This window comes from Arthrospira sp. PCC 9901, assembly GCF_059013425.1.
In genome coordinates, this window is the sequence record NZ_CP102296.1 from 1,914,281 (window position 1) to 1,935,970 (window position 21,690).

General features: G+C 43.8%; 21 protein-coding genes. 8 read left to right on the plus strand and 13 right to left on the minus strand.

The features are described 5' to 3' along the window. Positions 1–34 precede the first annotated feature (34 nt). From NLZ44_RS08450 to NLZ44_RS08460, 3 genes are all read right to left on the minus strand, one after another. On the minus strand, positions 35–799 hold the full coding sequence (locus NLZ44_RS08450; protein ID WP_493752478.1) for a sulfite exporter TauE/SafE family protein: 765 nt from the start codon (positions 797–799) through the stop codon (positions 35–37). Positions 800–1,365: 566 nt separating this feature from the next. Then, positions 1,366–2,064, minus strand: coding sequence for an MBL fold metallo-hydrolase (locus NLZ44_RS08455; RefSeq protein ID WP_493752479.1), 699 nt, complete (start codon positions 2,062–2,064; stop codon positions 1,366–1,368). Positions 2,065–2,153: 89 nt separating this feature from the next. After that, on the minus strand, positions 2,154–2,441 hold the full coding sequence (locus NLZ44_RS08460) for a hypothetical protein (protein WP_493752480.1): 288 nt from the start codon (positions 2,439–2,441) through the stop codon (positions 2,154–2,156). Positions 2,442–2,514: 73 nt separating this feature from the next. On the opposite strand from NLZ44_RS08460, the gene NLZ44_RS08465 reads away from it, so the two are divergent. The 5 genes from NLZ44_RS08465 to NLZ44_RS08485 all read left to right on the plus strand — a co-directional run bounded on the left by NLZ44_RS08465 (position 2,515) and on the right by NLZ44_RS08485 (position 6,762). After that, positions 2,515–3,108 carry an IS607 family transposase gene (locus NLZ44_RS08465; RefSeq protein ID WP_493752966.1) on the plus strand — a complete coding sequence of 198 codons (594 nt, stop codon included), beginning with the start codon at positions 2,515–2,517 and terminating at the stop codon, positions 3,106–3,108. Then, the gene (locus NLZ44_RS08470; RefSeq protein WP_493752481.1) at positions 3,041–4,165 is read left to right on the plus strand and encodes an RNA-guided endonuclease InsQ/TnpB family protein; all 1,125 of its coding nucleotides are present in this window, start codon (positions 3,041–3,043) and stop codon (positions 4,163–4,165) included. The genes NLZ44_RS08465 and NLZ44_RS08470 overlap by 68 nt, the downstream gene beginning before the upstream one ends. A gap of 27 nt (positions 4,166–4,192) precedes the next feature. Then, positions 4,193–4,423: a hypothetical protein gene (locus NLZ44_RS08475; RefSeq protein WP_493752482.1), complete on the plus strand. Its 231-nt coding sequence runs from the start codon at positions 4,193–4,195 to the stop codon at positions 4,421–4,423. Positions 4,424–4,588: 165 nt separating this feature from the next. Continuing rightward, the gene (gene speE, locus NLZ44_RS08480) at positions 4,589–5,530 is read left to right on the plus strand and encodes a polyamine aminopropyltransferase (RefSeq protein ID WP_493752483.1); all 942 of its coding nucleotides are present in this window, start codon (positions 4,589–4,591) and stop codon (positions 5,528–5,530) included. A 164-nt stretch (positions 5,531–5,694) separates the two neighbouring features. After that, positions 5,695–6,762, plus strand: coding sequence for a branched-chain amino acid aminotransferase (locus NLZ44_RS08485; RefSeq protein WP_493752484.1), 1,068 nt, complete (start codon positions 5,695–5,697; stop codon positions 6,760–6,762). 180 nt (positions 6,763–6,942) lie between these two features. Here NLZ44_RS08485 and NLZ44_RS08490 read toward each other — a convergent pair whose 3' ends face one another. Beyond that, positions 6,943–8,088 (minus strand): hypothetical protein, encoded by a 1,146-nt coding sequence (locus NLZ44_RS08490; RefSeq protein WP_493752485.1) that lies wholly within the window; start codon positions 8,086–8,088, stop codon positions 6,943–6,945. A 23-nt stretch (positions 8,089–8,111) separates the two neighbouring features. Beyond that, entirely contained in the window at positions 8,112–8,975 is an 864-nt protein-coding gene (dapF, locus tag NLZ44_RS08495) for a diaminopimelate epimerase (protein ID WP_111893064.1), read from the minus strand. Positions 8,976–9,018: 43 nt separating this feature from the next. On the opposite strand from dapF, the gene NLZ44_RS08500 reads away from it, so the two are divergent. Then, positions 9,019–9,231, plus strand: a complete 213-nt coding sequence (locus tag NLZ44_RS08500) for an Hfq-related RNA-binding protein (RefSeq protein WP_111893066.1) — start codon at positions 9,019–9,021, stop codon at positions 9,229–9,231. Positions 9,232–9,781: 550 nt separating this feature from the next. On the opposite strand, the gene NLZ44_RS08505 is transcribed toward NLZ44_RS08500, so the two are convergent. From NLZ44_RS08505 to NLZ44_RS08540, 8 genes are all read right to left on the minus strand, one after another. Further along, positions 9,782–11,956, minus strand: coding sequence for a PAS domain S-box protein (locus NLZ44_RS08505; RefSeq protein WP_493752486.1), 2,175 nt, complete (start codon positions 11,954–11,956; stop codon positions 9,782–9,784). A gap of 192 nt (positions 11,957–12,148) precedes the next feature. After that, on the minus strand, positions 12,149–13,180 hold the full coding sequence (glsA, locus tag NLZ44_RS08510; protein WP_493752487.1) for a glutaminase A: 1,032 nt from the start codon (positions 13,178–13,180) through the stop codon (positions 12,149–12,151). Between the two features lie 5 nt (positions 13,181–13,185). Further along, positions 13,186–13,944 carry a MinD/ParA family ATP-binding protein gene (locus NLZ44_RS08515; protein WP_493752488.1) on the minus strand — a complete coding sequence of 253 codons (759 nt, stop codon included), beginning with the start codon at positions 13,942–13,944 and terminating at the stop codon, positions 13,186–13,188. Positions 13,945–14,658: 714 nt separating this feature from the next. Next, positions 14,659–15,150 carry a YajQ family cyclic di-GMP-binding protein gene (locus NLZ44_RS08520; RefSeq protein ID WP_493752489.1) on the minus strand — a complete coding sequence of 164 codons (492 nt, stop codon included), beginning with the start codon at positions 15,148–15,150 and terminating at the stop codon, positions 14,659–14,661. A gap of 262 nt (positions 15,151–15,412) precedes the next feature. Beyond that, entirely contained in the window at positions 15,413–15,916 is a 504-nt protein-coding gene (locus tag NLZ44_RS08525) for a DNA recombination-mediator protein A (RefSeq protein WP_493752490.1), read from the minus strand. A 116-nt stretch (positions 15,917–16,032) separates the two neighbouring features. Next, positions 16,033–16,716 carry a GvpL/GvpF family gas vesicle protein gene (locus NLZ44_RS08530; RefSeq protein WP_493752491.1) on the minus strand — a complete coding sequence of 228 codons (684 nt, stop codon included), beginning with the start codon at positions 16,714–16,716 and terminating at the stop codon, positions 16,033–16,035. Between the two features lie 145 nt (positions 16,717–16,861). After that, a complete protein-coding gene (locus NLZ44_RS08535; protein WP_493752492.1) occupies positions 16,862–18,637 on the minus strand; it encodes a hypothetical protein in 1,776 nt (591 codons plus the stop codon). Beyond that, a complete protein-coding gene (locus NLZ44_RS08540) occupies positions 18,637–20,580 on the minus strand; it encodes a serine/threonine-protein kinase (protein WP_493752493.1) in 1,944 nt (647 codons plus the stop codon). Before NLZ44_RS08540 ends, NLZ44_RS08535 begins: the two co-directional genes overlap by 1 nt. A gap of 132 nt (positions 20,581–20,712) precedes the next feature. Here NLZ44_RS08540 and NLZ44_RS08545 point away from each other — a divergent pair, with 132 nt between their 5' ends. Both NLZ44_RS08545 and NLZ44_RS08550 read left to right on the plus strand, forming a co-directional pair. After that, positions 20,713–21,018 (plus strand): hypothetical protein, encoded by a 306-nt coding sequence (locus NLZ44_RS08545; RefSeq protein WP_493752494.1) that lies wholly within the window; start codon positions 20,713–20,715, stop codon positions 21,016–21,018. A 149-nt stretch (positions 21,019–21,167) separates the two neighbouring features. Beyond that, positions 21,168–21,653 carry a 2Fe-2S iron-sulfur cluster-binding protein gene (locus NLZ44_RS08550; protein ID WP_493752495.1) on the plus strand — a complete coding sequence of 162 codons (486 nt, stop codon included), beginning with the start codon at positions 21,168–21,170 and terminating at the stop codon, positions 21,651–21,653. Positions 21,654–21,690: the final 37 nt, after the last annotated feature.

The following is a 21,690-nucleotide window of genomic DNA, read 5'->3' on the forward strand; positions in this document are numbered from 1 at the left end:
TAGAATCCCTCTGGTAGGGGTACAATTTTATGGCTTAATGTTGCAGTAAAACGACGGTCGCAATTCCTAAGACAAAGAAACCAAAGAATTTTTGTAATCGTTTACCGTCAATAAACTGATTCAAATAAGCGCCGCCGAGAGTCCCTAAACTAGCAGCTATGGTCATGGAAAAGGTGAGAGACCAATTGATGGGAACCTGTTCTAAATAGCCGATAATGCCAGCAATAGAGTTAAATGTGATAATTAATAAGGAGGTACCGATCGCCTCTTTAATCGGAATTCCCCCCAGTAATACCAATACTGGTACGATCGCAAATCCACCCCCAACCCCGACAAATCCGGTAATTACACCTACGCCTAATCCCCCCAGGGGAATCAACCACCAGCGAGAATTGTCTTTACCCACAGACGGACTGACCGCCTTGGGGACATGATTACTGCGGGAAATCATCAATATACTAGCCAGTAAGGCGATCGCCCCAAAAGTGACCATTTGAATGGTATCGGTAATCCCAGGAAAAGATGCTAAACGAGCGCCAAAATAAGCCCCTACCATGGCTGTTGGGGTAAAAACAGCAAAAGTCTTAAAATTCACGTTTCCACGCCGCCAGTGGGGTAACATCCCCAGCAAACTGACTGAACCGACAATGGCTAGACTCATGGCGATCGCTTCTTTAGTCCCTATTCCCATAATATAAACGAGAACCGGAACGGCTAGAATTGACCCTCCGCCCCCAATTAAACCCAGACTCAAACCAATACAAATAGCGAGGAGATGTCCGACAATCAAAATAATCATTAATCTATGAGGAAATAGGGAATATCAAAAAAAAATTTGGGGTGGGTTACGCAATTAATAATTATTAATTATTAATTATTAATTATTAATTATTAATTATCGGCGCGGGTTCTGTAGGGGCGGGTTCTACAGTCAGCTTTAATGTATCACCAGAAAGATAGATAAACCCGCCCTTCCTAACCAGTCAGCTTTGGTGTATCACCAGAAAGATAGATAAACCCGCCCTTCCTAACCAGTCAGCTTTGGTGTATCACCAGAAAGATAGATAAACCCGCCCTTCCTAACCAGTCAGCTTTGGTGTATCACCAGAAAGATAGATAAACCCGCCCTTCCTAACCAGTCAGCTTTGGTGTATCACCAGAAAGATAGATAAACCCGCCCTTCCTAACCAGTCAGCTTTGGTGTATCACCAGAAAGATAGATAAACCCGCCCTTCCTAACCAGTCGGCTTTGGTGTATCACTAGAAAGATAGATAAACCCGCCCTTCCTAACCAGTCGGCTTTGGTGTATCACTAGAAACCCAGAAAGATGGATAAACCCGCCGTTTCTGATTTTGCTTAAAGACTTAGGAAAGACTGGGAACTTTTCCGCAGCGTTCATTAGCAGGAACCGCGGCCATAATTTTTTTAGGGTCGGGAAGATTGAGACTATTCATTAATTCAATAAAACTATGGCGGCTTTTTCCGGCTAAACGGGGGTTGTAAAGTTTTTCTTCTTGAATAGTGGAAACTGTATGACCTCGATAGTCATGACCAGGATAAACTAGAGTATTTTCGGGAAGTGTAAAGAGTTTTTGAACAATGCAATCATAAAGTTGTCCAGGGTCGCCACTTTGGAAATCAGTACGTCCACAACCTCGGATTAATAGGGAATCTCCGGTTAAAATACGATCGCCATTTACCAAATAAGTGATATGGCTGTCAGTGTGTCCGGGAGTAGCGATCGCCTCAATTTTAATCTCCCCTAATTCTAAGACTTCTCCATCACCAATGTAGCGATCGGCACAGGCTGCATTAGCCTTTTGAGGTACAATTCCCAGACATTCGGTAAGCTGGCGTAGTTTCCCCGTCCCGGTAATATGGTCAGCGTGAATATGGGTTTCTAAACAATAGCGTAACTTTAATTCCAATTCTTCCAGCAATTTCAGATCGCGATCGACTTGTTCAAGAACCGGATCAACTAAGGCTGCTTCCTTGGTGACAGTATCAGCAATTAGATAGGTATAAGTGCTGGTTTCCGGGTCGAATAGCTGACGAAATAGCATTGATTCTCCTTTAGCCGTTGCATTTAGATATTATGTGAATACTTAACTAGATAGTAAAATATTAAATGCTAAACGTCAATGGGTGGGGGTTAACGAAAATAAGGTCTTCCTTTCCAGAAAACGCCGACGAGAACGCCAATAAAGGAAAATCGTGATAAAGTGATCACGATGCCAGGTATGGGAAGTAAGGATTTAATCCATAAACTCAGGAGTAGACAGGCAAGCAAAGCCCAGAGACTGCCGGAATTAAGGATCATATCTTGGTCCCAAAGTTCCAAGAGATAAACAGCCAAAGCGCCGATACCGATCGCCGACAGGATAAACATAATTATGCCCAAGGGTGGGGAATACAAGAAGGCGATCGCCTGAGAGAGCATGATTTAATCTCAAATTAGGTTAACATTTTAGGGCAATACGGTATAATAAGCGAGAATAGTTGAGGATAAACCTATTGCCAGATATGTCAAACCCAAGGAAGCGGCCCAAATCCTTGGAGTCCATGAAAGAACACTCCGCAGATGGGACGAAAATGGCTCAATCGAGACCATCAGAACCCCCGCTGGGCAACGACGATACAACGTTGAGTCATATACTGCCAAATCAGGCAGTGACAAACGCAAAGTCGTTATCTATGCCAGAGTTAGTAGCCGCGCCCAGCAGTCCGACCTCAACCGACAGGTGGCCGCACTGTCCAACCTCTACCCCGAAGCAGAAGTCGTCTCAGAAATCGGAGGCGGGCTCAACTTCAAGCGAAAGAAAATGCTGGCCTTGCTGGGACAAGTCTTGTCAGGAGATGTCCGCATGGTTGTCGTTGCCCATAAAGACCGACTGGCAAGGTTTGGATTTGACTTGTTTCGATGGCTCTGCGAACAAAACGGGTGTGAACTCGTGGTTCTCAATCAGACAAGTCTCAGCCCAGAACGAGAAATGGTTGAGGACATCCTCGCCATCCTCCACTGCTTCAGTTCCCGACTCTATGGGTTGCGAAAATACCAAACTCAGGTCAAAGAAGATCCGGATTTACCCCAGCCCCGAGCTAAATAAAGTCTGGCGCAAATGGTTGGCCGCTTGTCGGTATTGCTACAACCAAGCAATTGCATTATCCCGGAGTGGTAAACGACTAAGCAAGTTAAAGTTACGCAATAAAGTGATGCAGAGTGACTTACCCGAATGGGTCAAAGAAACACCCTGCCACATTCGGCAAAATGCCATCTTTGATGCCTATCAGGCTTTGACCGCCAGTCCTGATGCAAGGTTTAGAAGTTGTCGTGACAGCTCTCAAGGGATTAAGTTCAATAATACTAATTTCTCTTCAGGGAGTTGGTATCCAAGACTAACGAAAGGATTAACTTTCATGGTTTCCGAAGCTATCCCTAAAACTTGCGGGCAAGGGACTCAGTTGGTGTTTACCAAAGGTCGATGGTTGGCGATTTTCCCTGAACCAGTTGCCGTTACCCCAACTGAAGCGAATGGCGTAATTGCATTAGACCCGGGTGTGCGAACTTTCATAACTGGGTTTGATGGCTCTCGATTTCTGGAATTTGGCTCCGGGGATATAGGACGCATTACTAGGCTATGTCAACATTTGGATGATTTGATGAGCCGAATCGCCAAGGAACCCTGTCGTTCAAGAAGGCGACGGATGAGGCAAGCGGCTCAACGAATGAGAACCAAAATCCGCAATCTAGTTGATGAAGCCCACAAACAAATTGCTCACTACTTGACTCACAACTACAGTATAATTTTTCTGCCCACCTTCGAGACTTCCAACATGGTTGCCAAAGCCAAGCGGAAAATCAAATCCAAGACTGCCCGCGCCATGCTGACATGGGCGCATTATCGATTTAAACTAACCCTGAGACATCAAGGGGAAATAACTGGAACCATAGTTGTAGATGTGACGGAAGAATACACCAGCAAAACCTGTACTCACTGTGGTCATGTGCATTCCCAGCTAGGTGGCTCAAAAGTGTTCCGATGTCCGGAGTGTGGGTTCACTCTACCCAGGGACTGGAACGGTGCTTTGGGAATCTTTCTAAAAGCTTTGCGGGATACCGCCTCTGTTACCTTAACGGGTAATAGTGCTATCGTCGCATTGTGAGGCAATAGCCGGATAAATGTCGCGTAAATGTATCAGGAAACTATTGTGGAAACTACCATCAATTGTGCAGAAGCCTGTAAAAATGGTTGTATTCTGGGTGATCAATGCCCCCACCGGGAATATGTGAGTTCTGTATCGAGTTTTATTGAAAATACATCTTTAGATCAAATGCTAGATATCGCAGAAGAAGCCGTCCGCAAAAAACGCACAGCACCACCTCAATGGGTAATCCCAGACTTTCCTGATAGTCAATCATAAGTTAACTCAGGCCAGAGTCGAGCAGGAATATTGCCACGGAAAACATAAATATATATCTGTCTTGTGTTTTCTTAGTGGTTGATTAGGGGGATGACATCAAAGCGATCGCTATGCGGATTTGGGATATAATCCCTTTTGGTCAAATCACACCCGGGAGGATATTTTATGGCTGGCAGTGAAGTTCAGGCTGATTTTTGGATGACAGAGTACATCACACCTTGGGATATTTATGCTCACGGGGTGATCGATGTTCTGGCCCATAAAAAAACCCCCTATCAGGAAATGTACATAGTTGAAACTGGGGCTTATGGCAAAGCCCTAGTCCTGGACGGTAAATGGCAGTCTTGCACCGGGGATGAGTTTCTGTATCATGAACCCCTAGTCCATCCGGGGATGGTCATTCAAGGTAAACCAGAGAAGGTTTTAGTCTTAGGTGGCGGCGAGGGAGCGACTATCCGGGAAGTGTTGCGCTGGAAAACTGTTGATCGGGTGGTAATGGTTGATATTGATGGGGATGTAGTGGAGGCGTGCCGCGAATATCTGCCAGAAATGCACCAGAATGCTTTTGAAGACCCCCGGACGGAATTAGTGGTTGGGGATGCGTTGGAGTTTCTCGATACCACCGACCAAAAATGGGATGTGATTATTTCTGATCTATCAGACCCCATTGAGGAAGGACCCTCATTTAAACTGTTTACGAAGGAGTATTTTGAGAAGATCCAGCGCGTCCTAGCTGATGATGGGATATTTGTGATTCAAGCGGGCCCGGTGGCTCCCGGAAATTTGAATCTTCACGTTCGCATTGTCAATACAGTTAACGCTGTGTTTCCCCATGTTCAATCCTATACTAGCTTTATCCCCACCTATGGGGCTCCTTGGGGATTTGCGATCGCCTCGCAACACCCCATTGATCCCTATCCTCAACCGGAGAAAACAGATGAAATCCTCCAACAGCATACTGTAGGCGGTATGCGGATGTTTGATGGTACTACTCTGTTAGGAGTATTTCAACTTCCCCGACATCTACGAGAGGCGATCGCCGCCGAAACTGAGGTCTACACACTTTCGGAACCGCCTAAATTCTTTGGCAAAGGCAAGTTAAATTAGCCTAGAGAATTTTTAATTGAGGCGATAAATTACCAGATTTTCGGGAACTGGGAACAGTTAAACAGCCTAGTTAATCAGATAATTCCTAACTAGCGGCTATCTACTGTTCCCTCCCCCCCATAAAATCCATCATTTTAATCCTTTGCCACCTACGGAAAATTATCATGAACAATCCGCATCTGCACTTACGAATTGAGACTACCAAAAAATCCCGTATTAAAGAACTGGAAACCGAACCGATACCTTTCGGAAAAATCTTCAGTGATCATATGTTAGTGGCTAACTATAGCCAGGGGAATTGGCAGGATGTTCAAATTATCCCTTATGGTCCGATAGACCTATCACCCGCCACGTCTGCTCTCCACTACGGACAGGCGATTTTTGAAGGTATGAAAGCCTATAAAAACCCCAATGGTGAGCCACTCTTATTCCGACCAGATGCCAACTATAAACGGATTAATCAATCCGCCGAAAGGTTATGTATGCCAGCTATTCCCGAATCGATTTTTATTGATGGATTGAAAGAGTTAATCAAGTTAGATGCTGATTGGATTCCTAATAAAAATGGCAGCGTTTTATATATTAGACCCATTTACTTTGCTGTTGATGAATCGGTCGGATTAAAACCCTCAGATTCCTATAAATTTATCATTATCTCCTGTCCGGTAGGTGCTTATTATTCCCATCCAGTTAAATTGATTGTCACGGAAAAATATGTGAGAGCCTTTGAAGGGGGAACCGGTGCGGCTAAGGTAGCCGGAAACTACGCCGCCAGCCTTCTAGCAGACCGAGAAGCTAAAGAGAAAGGCTATGATAATGTAATTTGGCTCGATGGTATTCATCGCCGATATATCGAAGAATGTGGCACGATGAACCTAGCATTTGTGATTGATGGAGTAGTTGTCACCCCGAAATTAACCGGAACTATTTTAGCTGGAATTACCCGCGATAGTGTGTTAACCTTATGTCGTGATTGGGGTATTCCGGTAGAAGAAAGGGCGATCGCCATTGATGAGATAGTCCAAGCCTACCATCAAGGAACTCTCACGGAAGCCTTTGGTATGGGAACAGCAGCAACTATCGCCCATATTTCCACCATTGGATATCAGGGGGAAGACATGATTTTACCTCCGGTAAGCGATCGCAAAGTAGCCAATCAAGTTTTCCAGAAACTCGAAGAAATAAAAACCGGGAGAACAGAAGATATCCACAATTGGATATGTAGACCATAGTAGTGGGTACTTTTTCCCTGTGATTGCCCCCTAATTGCCCCGCCAAGGGCATCATTTCCGCCCCAAGGCATGAAATATCTTTTACAAGGTATATCAGCCTGTGGTTGCCCTGTAATTGCCCGCTAATTGCCCGTTGGTTGTTACCTAACGGGCTTCTTTAGTGATTATCCGAAAAAGATATCAGGCTTTCTTAATTTCCTTAATGACCCAATCAAAAGTTTCCATAACCTGTTGTAGCGCCGTTTCATCCTGGAGAGTAGACAGACGCAAAGTTAGCGATCGATACTCAGTCGGTTCTACCGGGAGAGATAAACCAATAGAACTAAACTTATTGCGAAGTTCCCCCCATTTTTCCTGACAATCAAAAGGAGGTTGAGAGGCATATTTATTAGAGGAAATTTCCAAACGCCCCGAAATATCCACACTAAATAACTTATGGGGTTTTTTACCCTTTTGGTGAAACCAAGCCGTAAACCCGCCATAGATATCCCCGGTTCCCCATTGAATATCAATTTTCGGCTGTTGTTGTTTCGCCCAAGCGTGAATTTTCTGGGCTAGTTGTGCTTCATCATTTCCCCGGCGGATATTTAATTCCTCAAAAAAAGACACCTCATCCCAGCGTCTGCGTTCCCCAGTAGCGCTAGATTTTTTCTGTTGTGCTTCCGCCGTTTGACCAATTACGCGAGGTACTAAAGTCCTTAAACCGTCCTGACTGACATATTGCTTAATTTCCACCGCCCAGACTTCCCCCGGATCAGTTTGCTTATTGAGAAACTCCACCACCCGACGCAAAGAGGGGGAGATTTCATCAGCCACAAAAACCAGGCGAATTTTACCAGCCTGTAGATTAGTTTTCACTTTTTGCCAAAAACGCTCTTCTTTAGCATCAGGTCCAAGAAACTCCTCAAAAACCTGTTCTGGATCGCGACCTTGTTCGCGACAGTTAGCCTCAAATTGAGCAATAGTCGATTCAATGGGCCAGTAAAAACTAACATGGGCCGCATAATCCAACATAAGCCCGATCGCCTTTTGGCGCATTTCCGTATTACGGATACGGCGAATATCGACCAAAGTAGGGATAGCATCCTGATCGATAAACAAATGATCCAAAGACCAGCGACCGCCGCTTTCTTCCTCCGGGGGAACTATAGCATCCCTGGAAATCAATAGCCACCGTCTAGGGGTGGCGCGATCGATCTCATCCCCAGCCAGTAAATTCGGATAAGATTCGAGGAGATCCTGAAGTTGGTCTTCAGAATCATAGTCTTGTTCCATCATTTCCACAAGCTGATCATCATCCTGAATGAGATAAATGCCTCCACCCATAGCAATGTCCTTGGTTTACCTAATTATTGATTATTGTTGATTGGAAAGGTTAACTGACCTTGAAAAACTGCTTGCGCTAGTCCAGTCATGTATAACCGTTGGTCTGTAGCTGACCATTCAATCTGTAGACAACCCCCTGGAAGTTCTACAGTTACTTGGCGATCGCATCTTTGGGTCAACACTCCCGCCACCACAGAAGCACAAGCCCCGGTTCCACAGGCTAAAGTTATACCAGCGCCCCTTTCCCAAACCCGCATTTTGACATAATCTGGTCGCACTACTTCAATAAATTCTGTATTGGTTCGTTCAGGAAAAGCGGGATGATGTTCAAACAAGGGTCCAATCTCGGTTAATGGAACACTAGCTACATCATCTACAAAGGTGATGCAGTGGGGGTTTCCCATACTGACGCAGGTAACAGACCAAGACTGTCCTGCTACCTCTAGGGGAACATCGATCACCTTGAGGTTATTTTCAGATAGGGTAGTGGGAATTTCCGCAGCCAGTAGCCGTGGTAATCCCATATCTACTTTAACCTGACCATCGGTTAAAAGTTCGGGACAGATGACCCCGGCGGCGGTATTAATTTTATAAGCGATCGCCGTCCCAGTTTTTCCTTCCAACTCAGTGATAAACTTAGCCAGACAGCGAATTCCATTCCCGCACATTTCCGGTTCTGACCCATCAGAGTTAAATATTCTCATGGTGTAGTCACTAGCCCCGTCACCGGGAAGCGCAAAGATTACCCCATCAGCACCAATACCAAAATGGCGATCGCACATTTGCACAGCTTGTCTCTGTGTACAAATCGGCTCCGACTGATGACGGTTATCAATCAGAATAAAATCATTGCCCAAACCGTGATACTTTGTAAACTCAATTGCCATCACTGATATCTCAATCTCCTGCTTTAGTAATAACTAATCGATTATGCCTGAGTTTAATACCGATTTACCAAGCATCCGCAAGTTACAAACCTACATCAAGGATAAACCCACTGTTGAGATTCAATTACTCACCAAAGTTGTGCTAGAGGGCAAAATCATCTGGCAAGATCCTAACTGTATCTGTTTACAACCCCCACAGGGGGAACCGATTTTGATCTGGCGAGAGGCGATCGCTTACATACAAGCCAAATCTTGACCCCTCTCCCCCCCCCTCCCCAGAGGGCGGGTTTATTAATGGCGAGGTACTAGCAGAACCCGCTCCGAAAATTAATAATTAATAATTAATAATTAATGACCGGGTGGGGTCGGGCGGGTTGATTAATATCGTCCTGGGTAGGTGAGGTAATAGCAGAACCCGCCCCTACAGTTAATAATTAATAATTAATGACCGGGTGGGGTCGGGCGGGTTGATTAATATCGTCCTCGGGAATTGAGAATTGACAGCAGAACCCGGAGGGCGGGTTTATTAAAGCCTGTTCAGAAATCATCTGATCACCTCTCAAAGTCCCTCTCCCTCTCTGGGATCCAGATTTAGGGTGAGGGCAATGTATTAAGCGACTGGTGAACAAGCTGTAATATCCCCGTCGGGAATTGAGAATTGACAGCAGAACCCGCCCCTACAATTAATAATTAATAATTAATAATTAATGACCGGGTGGGGTGGGGCGGGTTGATTAATATCGTCCTTGGGAATTGAGAGTTGACAGCAGAACCCGCCCCTACAGTTAATAATTATCAATTTTTTGTCAACTCCAGAATTCATCAAGGTTAACGTTAGATATTTCCTGCTGAACTTCCTGGAAATAACTACTCTCAGTTAAACTAGCCACTTCTTTTTGACGTTTTTTATGATCAATTTCAATTTGCAACTCTTCCAATTGTCGTTTTAGTTGCTCCTCCTTGCGCTTCCGTTCAGTAATATCTTGAACAATGCCTTCGTAATACAACACATTGCCATTGTTATCATTCACGACACGCGCATCAATTTGAATCCAGATAATACTACCATCCTTGCAGTAACAACGATATTCAAAATCTTTGACTGAATTTTGTTTAGATAACAAATATCTAAACTCGGTTCTTTTTTCCTGGTCTACATAAAGCTGCTCACTAATGTTGGTAATACTTGCCATCATTTCTTCAGGAGAATCATAGCCATAAATTTTGGCTAAAGCCGGATTAGCATTAATAAATTTTCCTTGAGGGGACGATTGAAAAATCCCTTCTAAAGCATTTTCAAAAATGCTGCGGTAGTTTTCCTCAGCAATACGCAAGGCTTCTTCTGCTTGTTTGCGGTCGGTGATATCTCGCACGATAATCAAAACTTCATCTTCTGCCAAAACCATAATTCGCACCTCTTCATCCACAGACTTATCATCCCGGATTATTTGATGTTCATAAACTTGTAACTCTCCGCTTTTTAATGCTTGTTGAATATTCTGCATTAATTGTTCATTATTATCGGGTAAATACTCCTGGATAGTGATTCCCTTTGGCAATCGATTAGAGGTTAAAAATTGCTCGCCATTACTATCTACTCCCTCCAGCCGATCGCTACCGACCACATCAAGATAACTACCATCCCCCTTAGCGCGAATCATTAAATCTGGAATAGTATTAACAATGGCGCGATTAGTCGCTTCACTTTGGCGGAGGGCAGAAAATGATTGTTTCAGTTGTTGTGCCATACTATTAAAAGACTTCGCCAAGCGATCGATTTCAATAATTGGGCTAGGTTTTACCTGTTGATCTAGTTCACCTTGCGCTAATTCATCAGCCGCATGGGAAACGCGCAAAATCGGTCGAGTCACCCAGCGAGAGGTGAAAATTCCGACAGCGATCGCTATTATTAACGCCCCGAAACTTAACCCAATCGACTTTTGACGACTGGCATTAATTTCGCTCATAAAATCCGATTCGGGAATGGTTACAACTACTAACCAATCCAAATTTACATCTCGAAATGGCACAACTTGAACATATTGTCGCTCACCCTGCAACTGAAAATCTAATTTTTCAACAGTTTGAATATTGCTGAGATCATTAAAGCGATCGCTCAGATAATTAGCGGTAGCGCGCACTGCGTCATTTTCACTGGCGATCGCCAACAATCGTTCACGATCATCTCCAACAGTAGGTTCTCCCGTAGAAGTAGCCACCAATTTACCAGAACGCTCCATAATAAAAGCCGTCCCAGTTTTACCAATCTCCAAATTTCGCAAAAACCCACTCACTTCTTGGGGTAAAAAAAAGTCAGTTGCACAAACCCCGATCAGAGAACCATTGGTCAGACTATAAACCGGGAGACTTGCTGTTATGGTAGGTAATAGGGTGGAGAAAGAAAGATAAATCTCACTCCACACAGCCTTACGTTCAGCCTGAGCGGCTTTATACCAAGGTCTTTGGCGTGGATCATAAGGTTGTTCAAGAGTGCCAATTTGTTCAGTCCGATTTCCTTGTTCATCAAAAGCAAAATCCTGGCGCATAAAGTCAGTCGAGAAATTGCTATACACCATAATTACATTGGAACGGTCTTGTTGGTCAAGTCTACCTACCCCAAAAAAACTACCATCTTCGTCACCACAATAGACATAGCTCAAGCTAGGATAAATCTGCATCTGCTGCCAGAATTTGTGTTCCCCAAAGGTGTTACTGACATTTAGATCACCATGGGCAAAATCATTAGCATTGAAACGATTAATAGTTTTGGGAATCTCCGTATAGGAGGATAACTTTTCGGTAATCCGATTGGTCAGTTCACTGCGTAATTGGGTAGCTACATTATTCACAGCTTGTTGTCCACTGCGATAACCAATCCATCCTACCAAACCAACCCCTCCCACAATTTGCAAAAGAAAGGGAATCAGTAGGGTTGTTCTGAGACGAAATCGACGAACAGGTGAGTTTTTAGCGAGGTTCATAGCCAGTTTAAATCAGATAGTTTCTGGGGGTCAAAAAATTTTTTTTTCTACAGTATTAAAGCCCCGACTAAAGTGCGGGCGGGGATATAAGATGTTAACCAAATAGTTTGGGGTGCCAGAAATTTTAGACAAAAGACTTAGGTTAACCTGGATGTTAGGCTAACATCTGCCACTGTGGATAGTGGAGACTTGTTAGAAGTCATGTAGACCATCACCACCAGCAATCCACTCTTCTAAATTGCGATCGCTTTTAGCTACATTAAACAGGTGTAAACCAAAATCCTGTGATAGGTCTTCACACACCTTAACGCCTCGAATGCTATTACCTTTAGGATCCAAAGGCGGCGAAAATATACCAATCCCCAACTTTCCTGGTACCACGGCTAAAATACCGCCGCCTACGCCACTTTTCGCAGGTATTCCCACCCGATAAGCCCATTCTCCTGATGCGTCATACATCCCACAGGTGAGCATCACACTAATTATATCCTGCACATAATGTTCATCAACAGCCCGTTGCTTAGTGATTGGATTAATACCCCCATTAGACAAGGTACAAGCCATCATAGCTAAATCTTTAGCATTAACGAGAATTGAACATTGCTGAAAGTACAGGTCTAAGGTTTCATCAATTTTGTCGCTGACCATACCAAAGTTCAGCATCAAATAAGCCATAGCCCGATTTCGGTTTCCCGTGGCTTTCTCAGAGAGAAAAACAGGGACGTTAATATCATGATCTCGTCCCGTGTAGCCTTTGAACATTTCTAGCAATCGTTTCAGGCGATCGGTGCTGTTTTGACCTTTGATTAAATCTGCGGTGGCGATCGCCCCAGCATTTACCATAGGATTATAGGGTCGGTTAGTAACCTCATCCAAAACAATAGCGTTAAAGGCTTCCCCACTCGGTTCTACACTCACTTTACTATTGACATATTCCCGGCCACAATCTGACAAAGCCAAACCAAATACAAACGGTTTAGAAATAGATTGAATTGTGAACAACTGATCACAATTTCCGACCTCAAAAATCTGACCCTCTGGAGTCACTACGCAAATCCCGAACCATTCCGGTTTTGCCAATGCTAACTCAGGAATATAGTCAGCGATTTTTCCCTCATTTAGTGGCTGATATTTTTCGTACAAATCATTTAAATAGTTACGAAAAGGTGAGACCACGGATGCAATGGAACTAGCCAGAGATTTTAAATCTCCAAAATCAGACATAATTTTTATCCCTCAATAATTTGATTGGCAACTTTAGCAAATTCTTGGCTGACGGGATGTTCAGGATATTTCACACAAAACACCCCTTCACTTGCCAATTGTAGTAAATCTTCCGAGAGGGGAAACACACCCGCGACAGTTTCGCCGTATGTTTGTTCTACCTTTTGTTTCAGTGCGTCTAAATTCAGTTTACTATGGGCTTTGTTGATAGCCAGCAGCATTTTCCTAACATTTAACTGTCTAGCCACATCTATGGTAACTGCTGTTCCCTGATAATCTTGCTTATCGGGACGCAAAATTAGAATTAGTACATGGGAAATGGCGATCGACAAAAAGGTTTCCTTTGATAAACCTGGGTGAGTGTCGATAAACAAATAATCCAATTCTAACAATTTGACTAAACGACGAAATCCGTCATTCATCAGTTTGACATCATAGCCATTCTTTAAAATTCTAGCAATATCATCAGCTTTCACACTGGAAGGGACTAGATATAGTTTGCCATTTCCACTTAATCCTAGATGTTCACTGACATCATAAGCAGCATCTTCAATCTGACTTTCACCCCATAAGTAGTTATTCAGGGTTTGATCAATTTGTTCTGTTTCTAGGCTAAATAAATTATGAATTCCCGGTGAGGGAACATCTGTATCTACTACACCCACACGGTAGCCTTTGGAAGCTACAGTTGTCGCCAGGTTCGCGGTAAAGTTGGATTTACCTGTTCCGCCTCGGTAGGAGTGAATTGAAATTACTTTTGGCATATTTGGTTCAGATGATACAACAATTATCTCAATAACCAATCCTGATTGACTGATTATACTGTTTTACCTTGATAACCAATATAGTATGAGTCATTCTTACACAAGGGGAGCAATTGTGCAAGTTCTCTCAGAAATAATATCAGGAATCAGTGAAGTTCCTGTCATCAATTGCCATAAAGTTATCGAGTGTATATAGCCAGTCATACCCAAACGAATTACTATAGCTGAATACTTAACCATAAAGTAACCATCAGTAGGGTGTGTCAGACTCGGAGAATTGAAATCAACACGGGATAATTAATTTCTGAGCCACCATAACCGATAATTGAACTGATAGCATCAGAATTATTCTGTGGGATTCATATAGCCTCCATGGTGCGTAGCGCCGAGCATTATTCCTGGGGATTTATATAGCCGGGTTCTGACGCACCCTACCGTAGGCGATCGCACCACCATTGAAATCAAGACCGGATAATTGATTGAAAGGTCTATCAGTAGGGTGCGTCAGACTCCGAGAATTGAAATCAACACGGGATAATTAATTTCTGAGGCACCATAACCGATAATTGAACTGATAGCATCAGAATTATTCTGTGGGATTCATATAGCCTCCATGGTGCGTAGCGCCGAGCATTATTCCTGGGGATTTATATAGCCGGGTTCTGACGCACCCTACCGTAGGCGATCGGGTGCGATCGCCGGGTAGGATATTAACTATCTGTAATTGGTAAATTGTAGTGCTACGGGGAAATCTTCTTGCTTGAGATATCTAATGATATCCTGTAAATCATCTTTAGATTTACTAGAAACCCGCACCGCATCACCTTGGATAGAAGCCTGAGATTTTTTGAAATTATCTTTAATAATCTTGGTAATCTGTTTAGCCACATCCTTGCTAATCCCTTTTTTCAGGGTAATTTCTTGGCGGACTCGGTTTCCACTAGCTGACTCAACCTTTCCATAATCAAAAATTTTGAGGGATAGATTACGTTTAGCCGCCTTAGTTTGCATAATCGTATGGACCGCATCAAGAGTAAACTCGCTGTCGGTATTGACAACAATTATCTCATCACCAAGTTCTAGGGTAGTATTAGTATCTTTCAAATCGTAGCGACTAATAATTTCTCGTTTGGCTTGGTCTAGTGCATTGACCAATTCTTGACGGTCGAAATCGCTGACAATATCGAAAGAAGATGTTGAAGTCATAAGTCTTCGTTGTTATGTAATGTTCTACTGATTTCTTAGGACAAGGATTCTAACCCCAAACATCCAAATATGCAACAATTTTGATAAAAAGCCGTCCCCAGCTAGGCTAAAGGACGGGTCTTTGTACCCAATTTTTCGGTAACAGCAGTGTGATTTTTGCATTTAAGATCAAATCAGGCATATAGGGATGAGATAGTTTATATCTCTGAGAACTTGCCCCAATAGATCTACACCAACTAAGTGCCACTGGCAACCTCTGGCTTCAATCCAAATAGAACAAAGTTATCACCTTCCGCTGATTTTCGGCTTCTTCACAGGTCTTCAGCAAAGTATCACTGTCATGAAAAGCAAAACATATCAACTGCTGACACCGGGAAATAATTTCCTGATTACAGGATGAACTAGCTTCGGCCAGAGATAAGGTATCTCCAGAGGGATTTTCGACCAAATGGATTACCTGTTCTAGCTGTAACCGCGACTCGCGAGGCTGACGTTCGAGACTCTGAGGCAGAATCACCGTTAACAGATTAGGATCAGCCCGCATTGCCCCTCTAATGGCGGCTGAGTTAGTCCCGGTTGCACCGGAGGTAATCAGATGGTTTCCCCCCAATACTAGGGCATAACTCATCATCTCAATCAAATTCTGATGGGTTAAGGGAATATGGCGGGAACCGAGTAAGGCAATGCGCTTGGAGCCGGTTTGCTGAATGGCTGCAAGTTCTTCTAAAAATTCATCTACTCTGGGCAAATTGATGGACTGACTCAAGGATACTCTTATATATTTACCAAGACAACCTTGAAGATTGTAGCAAATCAGGGGCAGTTTTCGGCAGTTTCATAATTTATCGCGCTCAAATGGGTTCTGGGTAGAGGGTACATTTTTTAAAGAAAATGGTACGCAGGAACTGCATTTCCAAGACTGAACTCCCATAGGTCTATTTTTTGTTGCTGTTGGGCGACCCACTCAACTAGGGCTAGTTCTTGAGTGCGGGGAATCAGCAAATAAATGCGTTCGGCGTCCTCGGTAGCTTTACCCTGAACTATGGGATATTTACTGGCGATCGCATTTATAAATTCTTGCCACTGTTGTTCCTGTTGCTGTTCAAAATTGAGGCGCTGCTGGTGTAGGCGTTTTTTCTGCAAAAAATAGTCCCGTCCCTTAGTTGGCGGCGCGGTGGTATCAGAAGATGGCTTCTCCTGGTTGAATGGTTGGGGGATAGCCTCCAGTAGGTACTCAGCCCGACCTGTTAATTTTTCTAATTGCCGAAAATAGCGATCGCCCTCTGTGGTCAGATGTTCGCACAATCTCGCCTCGGAATCGAAACAAGTCCCAAATCGCACAGGTAAAACTGTAGTTTCCTCAAATATCTGACACACAATCCGATCATGAATCAAAACCGCCCGCATCAACTCTTCCTCATTGTCAGTCGAGAGATTTTCCGCCTGTAGGTTCGGTTCCACCAGCGCCGACAAAGCCCCAGCCTCCAGCAAAACTACTGGTTCATAGATTCCCTGAAGGGATTTCCAACTAATTGATTGACTCTTAATAAAGGCATATACATACATTTAGAGACACTCCTACCCATCGACAGCTTTTTTATCAAAAATCAGATTTATCCTAGGATATAGGCTCTAATACAGCCCCTAGGAGGCATTTTTTGTGTATGGTGGTGGGCGGGGTAACTATGATATACCCATCGTGAACCCGCGCCTACTTAACCCACTCCCAAACTAATACCAATTGTGCGAGTCCCGATCGCCAAATTGATTCAGTCAGCATGGGTTCTTCCCAATCAATTTCTACCCCATCGATCCATATCCCCAATTCCGGCGACACATCTCGCAGTTGAGTAATAATTGCGTCGCTACAGATACCCACTTGCTGAAACCTTTGACCACCTAAGCATTGTAGGGGACTGGGAGTATTGATCGCCGATACTAGAGCGCCGCCATTGTCAACCCCAGTCTCGTCAGGTTGCCAATCAATCACGGCACTTTCATCTAATATAGTACCTATCAACCGGGGAGGTTCACGGGTAGCGATATCAATTTCCCAATGATACCCTGGGAAATCAGCACTTAAAATCGCCACTAATCTAAGGGTTCCTTTATACCATAGTTTACCCGGTTCGAGAACGCGGACGGTAATGCCACCAATAAGTCTAGCGATCGCCGCCGAACCTCTGACAGTATGCCACATCAGAGATTGGATCAACTGACTGAGGCTAACTTGAGGAATCATCACATAGCCATAAGGAGATGATTGGCGATTATCTTGAGATTCTGAGGCGATCGCTTCCACCAAATCCCAGGCTTTGCGAATCAGAAAACGATTAAATATATCTGGGGATAGTTTAGGTTTTGGGGAAGAAACCGGGCGATTTTTACTCTCAGAAACCGATGATTTTCTGGGTTCATCACTCCCCGCAAAATTCTCATTCATTAAACAGAATTTAACCAGGGGAGCCGCTATTTTTTCAGTAATTATGTCTTGAAAATAACGACTCAAAATCATCATATCAGTGAGTTTAAGTTGACTTACCAACAAAAGGGCTGGGGTCAGTTCTCCCGAATCGTAACTACCTTCAACGGGATAATAATTCACCTCATTAACCTGATGGTTACTCCACTGCATCGAGGGATAATTAACTAAAAACTCAAATCCGAAATCTAATAAGAGTTGACCGGGTTCCCAATTATATCCAGGTTCGAGAACTGCAATTGATTGTGATTTCCATAAATCCAGCGCCTCAAATTCCTGATTAATCATATTTTGAACCTGCTCAAGCAGAGACTTGGCTGAACGAGGAACAGTACATAACTCACAGTCAAAAGACTGCACGATCGCATTATGATGTAAATTAAATTTCGGACTATCACCCGTAGCCAGGTCTAAATCATATTCACCCTGGGAAGTTTTCAGGATTAAACTAGCTACCAGTCGCAAAACCCCCGGTTTTCTTTGACCTTGAGGGGAAGTCACCATCACTTCAATTCCAGTTAGCAGCGCCATAATATTTTCAGCACTACAGCCTAAGCGCCACAATAATAGACTTTGTAAATCACCGAGAGTTACAATTTCCGATGGAGTCTGATCCGATAAATTGCCGGACTTAGGGTAACTTTTTTCTGTGGTTTTTTGCCCTTCTAAAAAATGATTCCAAATATCCCCCAGTTCCTCGGTAACGTAGGGAATCAGACGTTCTTCGGGGTAAAAAGGTGGCTCACTGGCGATAGAGAGGGAATCAGAGTTAATCTCAGCATTAGTCTGTAGGAGAGCATCAGATGATGAATCATTAACTAGCGATCGCAGACTAAATATCAGTTCTACCAACTTTTCCAGACTGTTAATTAAAGCGCCTGTTCCCAGACATTTACCCAAATCTCTGAGACGGGAAACATCAACTTTCAGTAAAGTTAACTGTTGGGCGATCGACATATTTTTCGCCGTGGTACTATCGCCACCATAAATAATTAGATCAGACATCAAATGTCCTCCGATAATTCTTGCACAGGTAGACCTAGACTATCGACTACCTTAATAGAGTCCCCTGTTGAGGTAACTAAGGCTAAACCAGTTTGTTTCCAAGGTGCTAAGGCTGTAGCGACAGGACAGTTATACTCAACTAAACGATGACCTGACCAATTAAAAATTTGCATTTTTCCAGGTTCGATCGTCCAACCATAACCCCAGTCTGCCATAAATAAAGCTGTCGGGGGAGATGCTACAGCCACACGAATGACACTGAGAGGTTTAAGATTGATTTGCAGTAGGGTTAATGGTTGATGCTGACATAAAGCCAGGATCGTATAAGGATGAGGGGTGGCGAATACTTGGTTAACATTGATGGGTAATTTTATAGTTCCCATGCGCGCACCTCGGCGACTGTACATCTGAAAAATAGTTTTCGGTGATGAGGGTTTAGTGTTTGACCAAGTAGCCAGTAAATGTCGCCCATCAATAAAGGTTAATTGAGGCAGTATTTGTGTGGAAACGGAAATCACTTTTAGGAGTTTTATGGATGAGTGACCCTGATTTTCGGTGCTATGGTCGGGGTTAGTTAATCCTTTGGTGAGGGAGTAGAATCGCAGTTGACCAGGTACAGCGATGGTTAAATAGTCCCGTTGGCATTCTGGAAGTAGATCTGCTTGACCTACTAAGGAAGAATTCAAACGAGATTTAACTAAATCCTGGGATATAGCGAGGGTAGTTGATTTAAGGGTTGTGTCTGTTTCTTTAAAGATTTTTTGGAGAAACCCGAGGGATTGAGAGTCTGGCTGAGGACTGGAATTATGCCACCAATGGAGATAATTATTGGTCAAAATATAACACCCGTGGGACATGGGATATAAACTAACTACAGATTCTGATAGGGTGAAGGATTGAGAGTGTTGTTCTGTGTAAGACCAGGTGATCACATTGCTACCGGTAGCACTGTAGAGATGGGTCGGATTTGATGCCAGAAGGGGTTGGCTATCAGAGGGGGGAGGGTTGTTTAATTTGTAGGGGAGATCATAAAATTCCAGGGAGTCGATCGCATTACTGTCCTGGTCTAGGGAGTCCGCCGCTTCCCCTGTTCTGGTCATCTGTGATGGCAAATACCAGGGAATTAAGCGATCGCCTATTTCTTGCACAGATGGATCAGCCATAGCCGCCTTTAAACTTTCCGCCATAGCGCCGGCGCTGGGAAAACGGCGGGCTGGCAGTTTTTCCAGGGATTTTTGTAATATATTTTGTAGGCACTCCGGCAAAAAAGTGGGCCGTTCAACTCGATGGTTCATGTGTGCCCACATGAGTTCACTAAATAAACCATGAAAGGGGCGATCGCCTACTAATAATTCATACAATACCACCCCCATAGCATATACATCAGATTGGGCCGAGTACATACCATAAAACCTTTCTGGGGCCATATAAGCCGGAGAACCCCCTGGCGCTTGACTCGAAGAACCTATATCATGGTGACTGGGTAGACGACGAGCAATGCCAAAATCAGATAGTTTCGGCTGCCATTTACCAGCAACTATCGTCAGGAGTATATTCTCTGGTTTAATATCACAGTGAATTATGCCCCGCTGATGAGCATAGTCTAAGCCTTCGAGTATCTCTACTATAATCTGTAGACCTTCGAGGAGTCCTAGAGTTTGATCGCCTTCAATTAAACCCCGCAAAGTTCCCGCCTCACAGTAGTCCATCACTAGATAGCGCCCGTTTTGGATATGTTCCAAACCCAGACAGGCAGCAATGTTAGGATGCTGTAAACTAATGATATACCAAAGTTCTTGTAGGAACTGATTGGTTGGCGATCGCTCATGGCTCAATTCCTTGAGTGCCACCAATTTACCTTTTTGGCGATCGCTCGCGCAATAAACCTTCCCGTACTGTCCTTGTCCTACCAATCCCAAAATTCTGTATTTAGAACGCTGCATAGCTTTAGCCAGTGTCCCCCCAAATCCAATTAAAATAGATATATGACAAATTTGTATTTAATGCCCAAGCTAATACAGTAAGCTCCCACTTTTTGGATTTGTTCATATACCACATTCGCTCACAGGATTACTATGTCATCTAAAATTGAGTCTCAACCCAATTCCCAATTAAATTATCCCGCTCCTACTAGAATCATACAATCTAGGAGCCAATATCAACCCTGCCATATTAATGTCCCTGATCTGGAACGACCTGTTCCTGCTATTTCTCTCGGTCAGGAATATTATAGTTTTTTTCGGGCTGTACCCACCGCTGACAAGACCTTTGAGATTATAGCCAAATTGAGCAACATGGGGGAAAATACTGTAATTACTAAAGTACCCAAAGCCTATGTAATTTGGGTCCAAGAACCCGAAGCGTCCCTATCTCAAAAGTAACCAACAGGGTTTAGGTGACAACAGGGAGAGAATTTCCTCAAACCTGACACCCGATACTCTCTCGCCTAAACCCTCAGCCAACTGTTAACACAGTAGCGCTGGGCGCTATACTTTAACCCAATTACAATCAAGGACTGAACCACATCATTATGGCTAAAGTGATCCGCCTCGAACCTATCGCTGAGGAGATGGAGGTTAAAACTAATTCTAACCTTTTATCTGCTTTGCTGTCTAAAGAGCTTCATGTCTTGAAAGAATGTGGCGGTCGTGGAATGTGCGCCACCTGTCATGTTTATATTAAAGATGGCATGGAGAGTTTGTCGCCAGTTAACCGACGAGAACAAAGAACCCTAGAAGTAATTACTACCGCTCAAAAAACATCCCGCCTCGCTTGTCAAGCGCAGGTTCTCGGAGAAGGTATTGTAATTGAACTACCTTCCGGGATGTATATTAACGCTATTGAGGATGTGGAGTCTTTGATTGGCAGACGCGCTGAACAGGAACTCCTGCATCCTATTACGGGGGATGTCGTGGTGGAAACTGGTAAACTGATTACCCGCTCCATTATTAATCAACTCAAAGAAACTCAATTCCAGGTCGGTGAATATATGTCTCGTACTACAGATGCTAAATAAGTTGACACTTAAAAGAATCTGATACTTGAGACCCCCC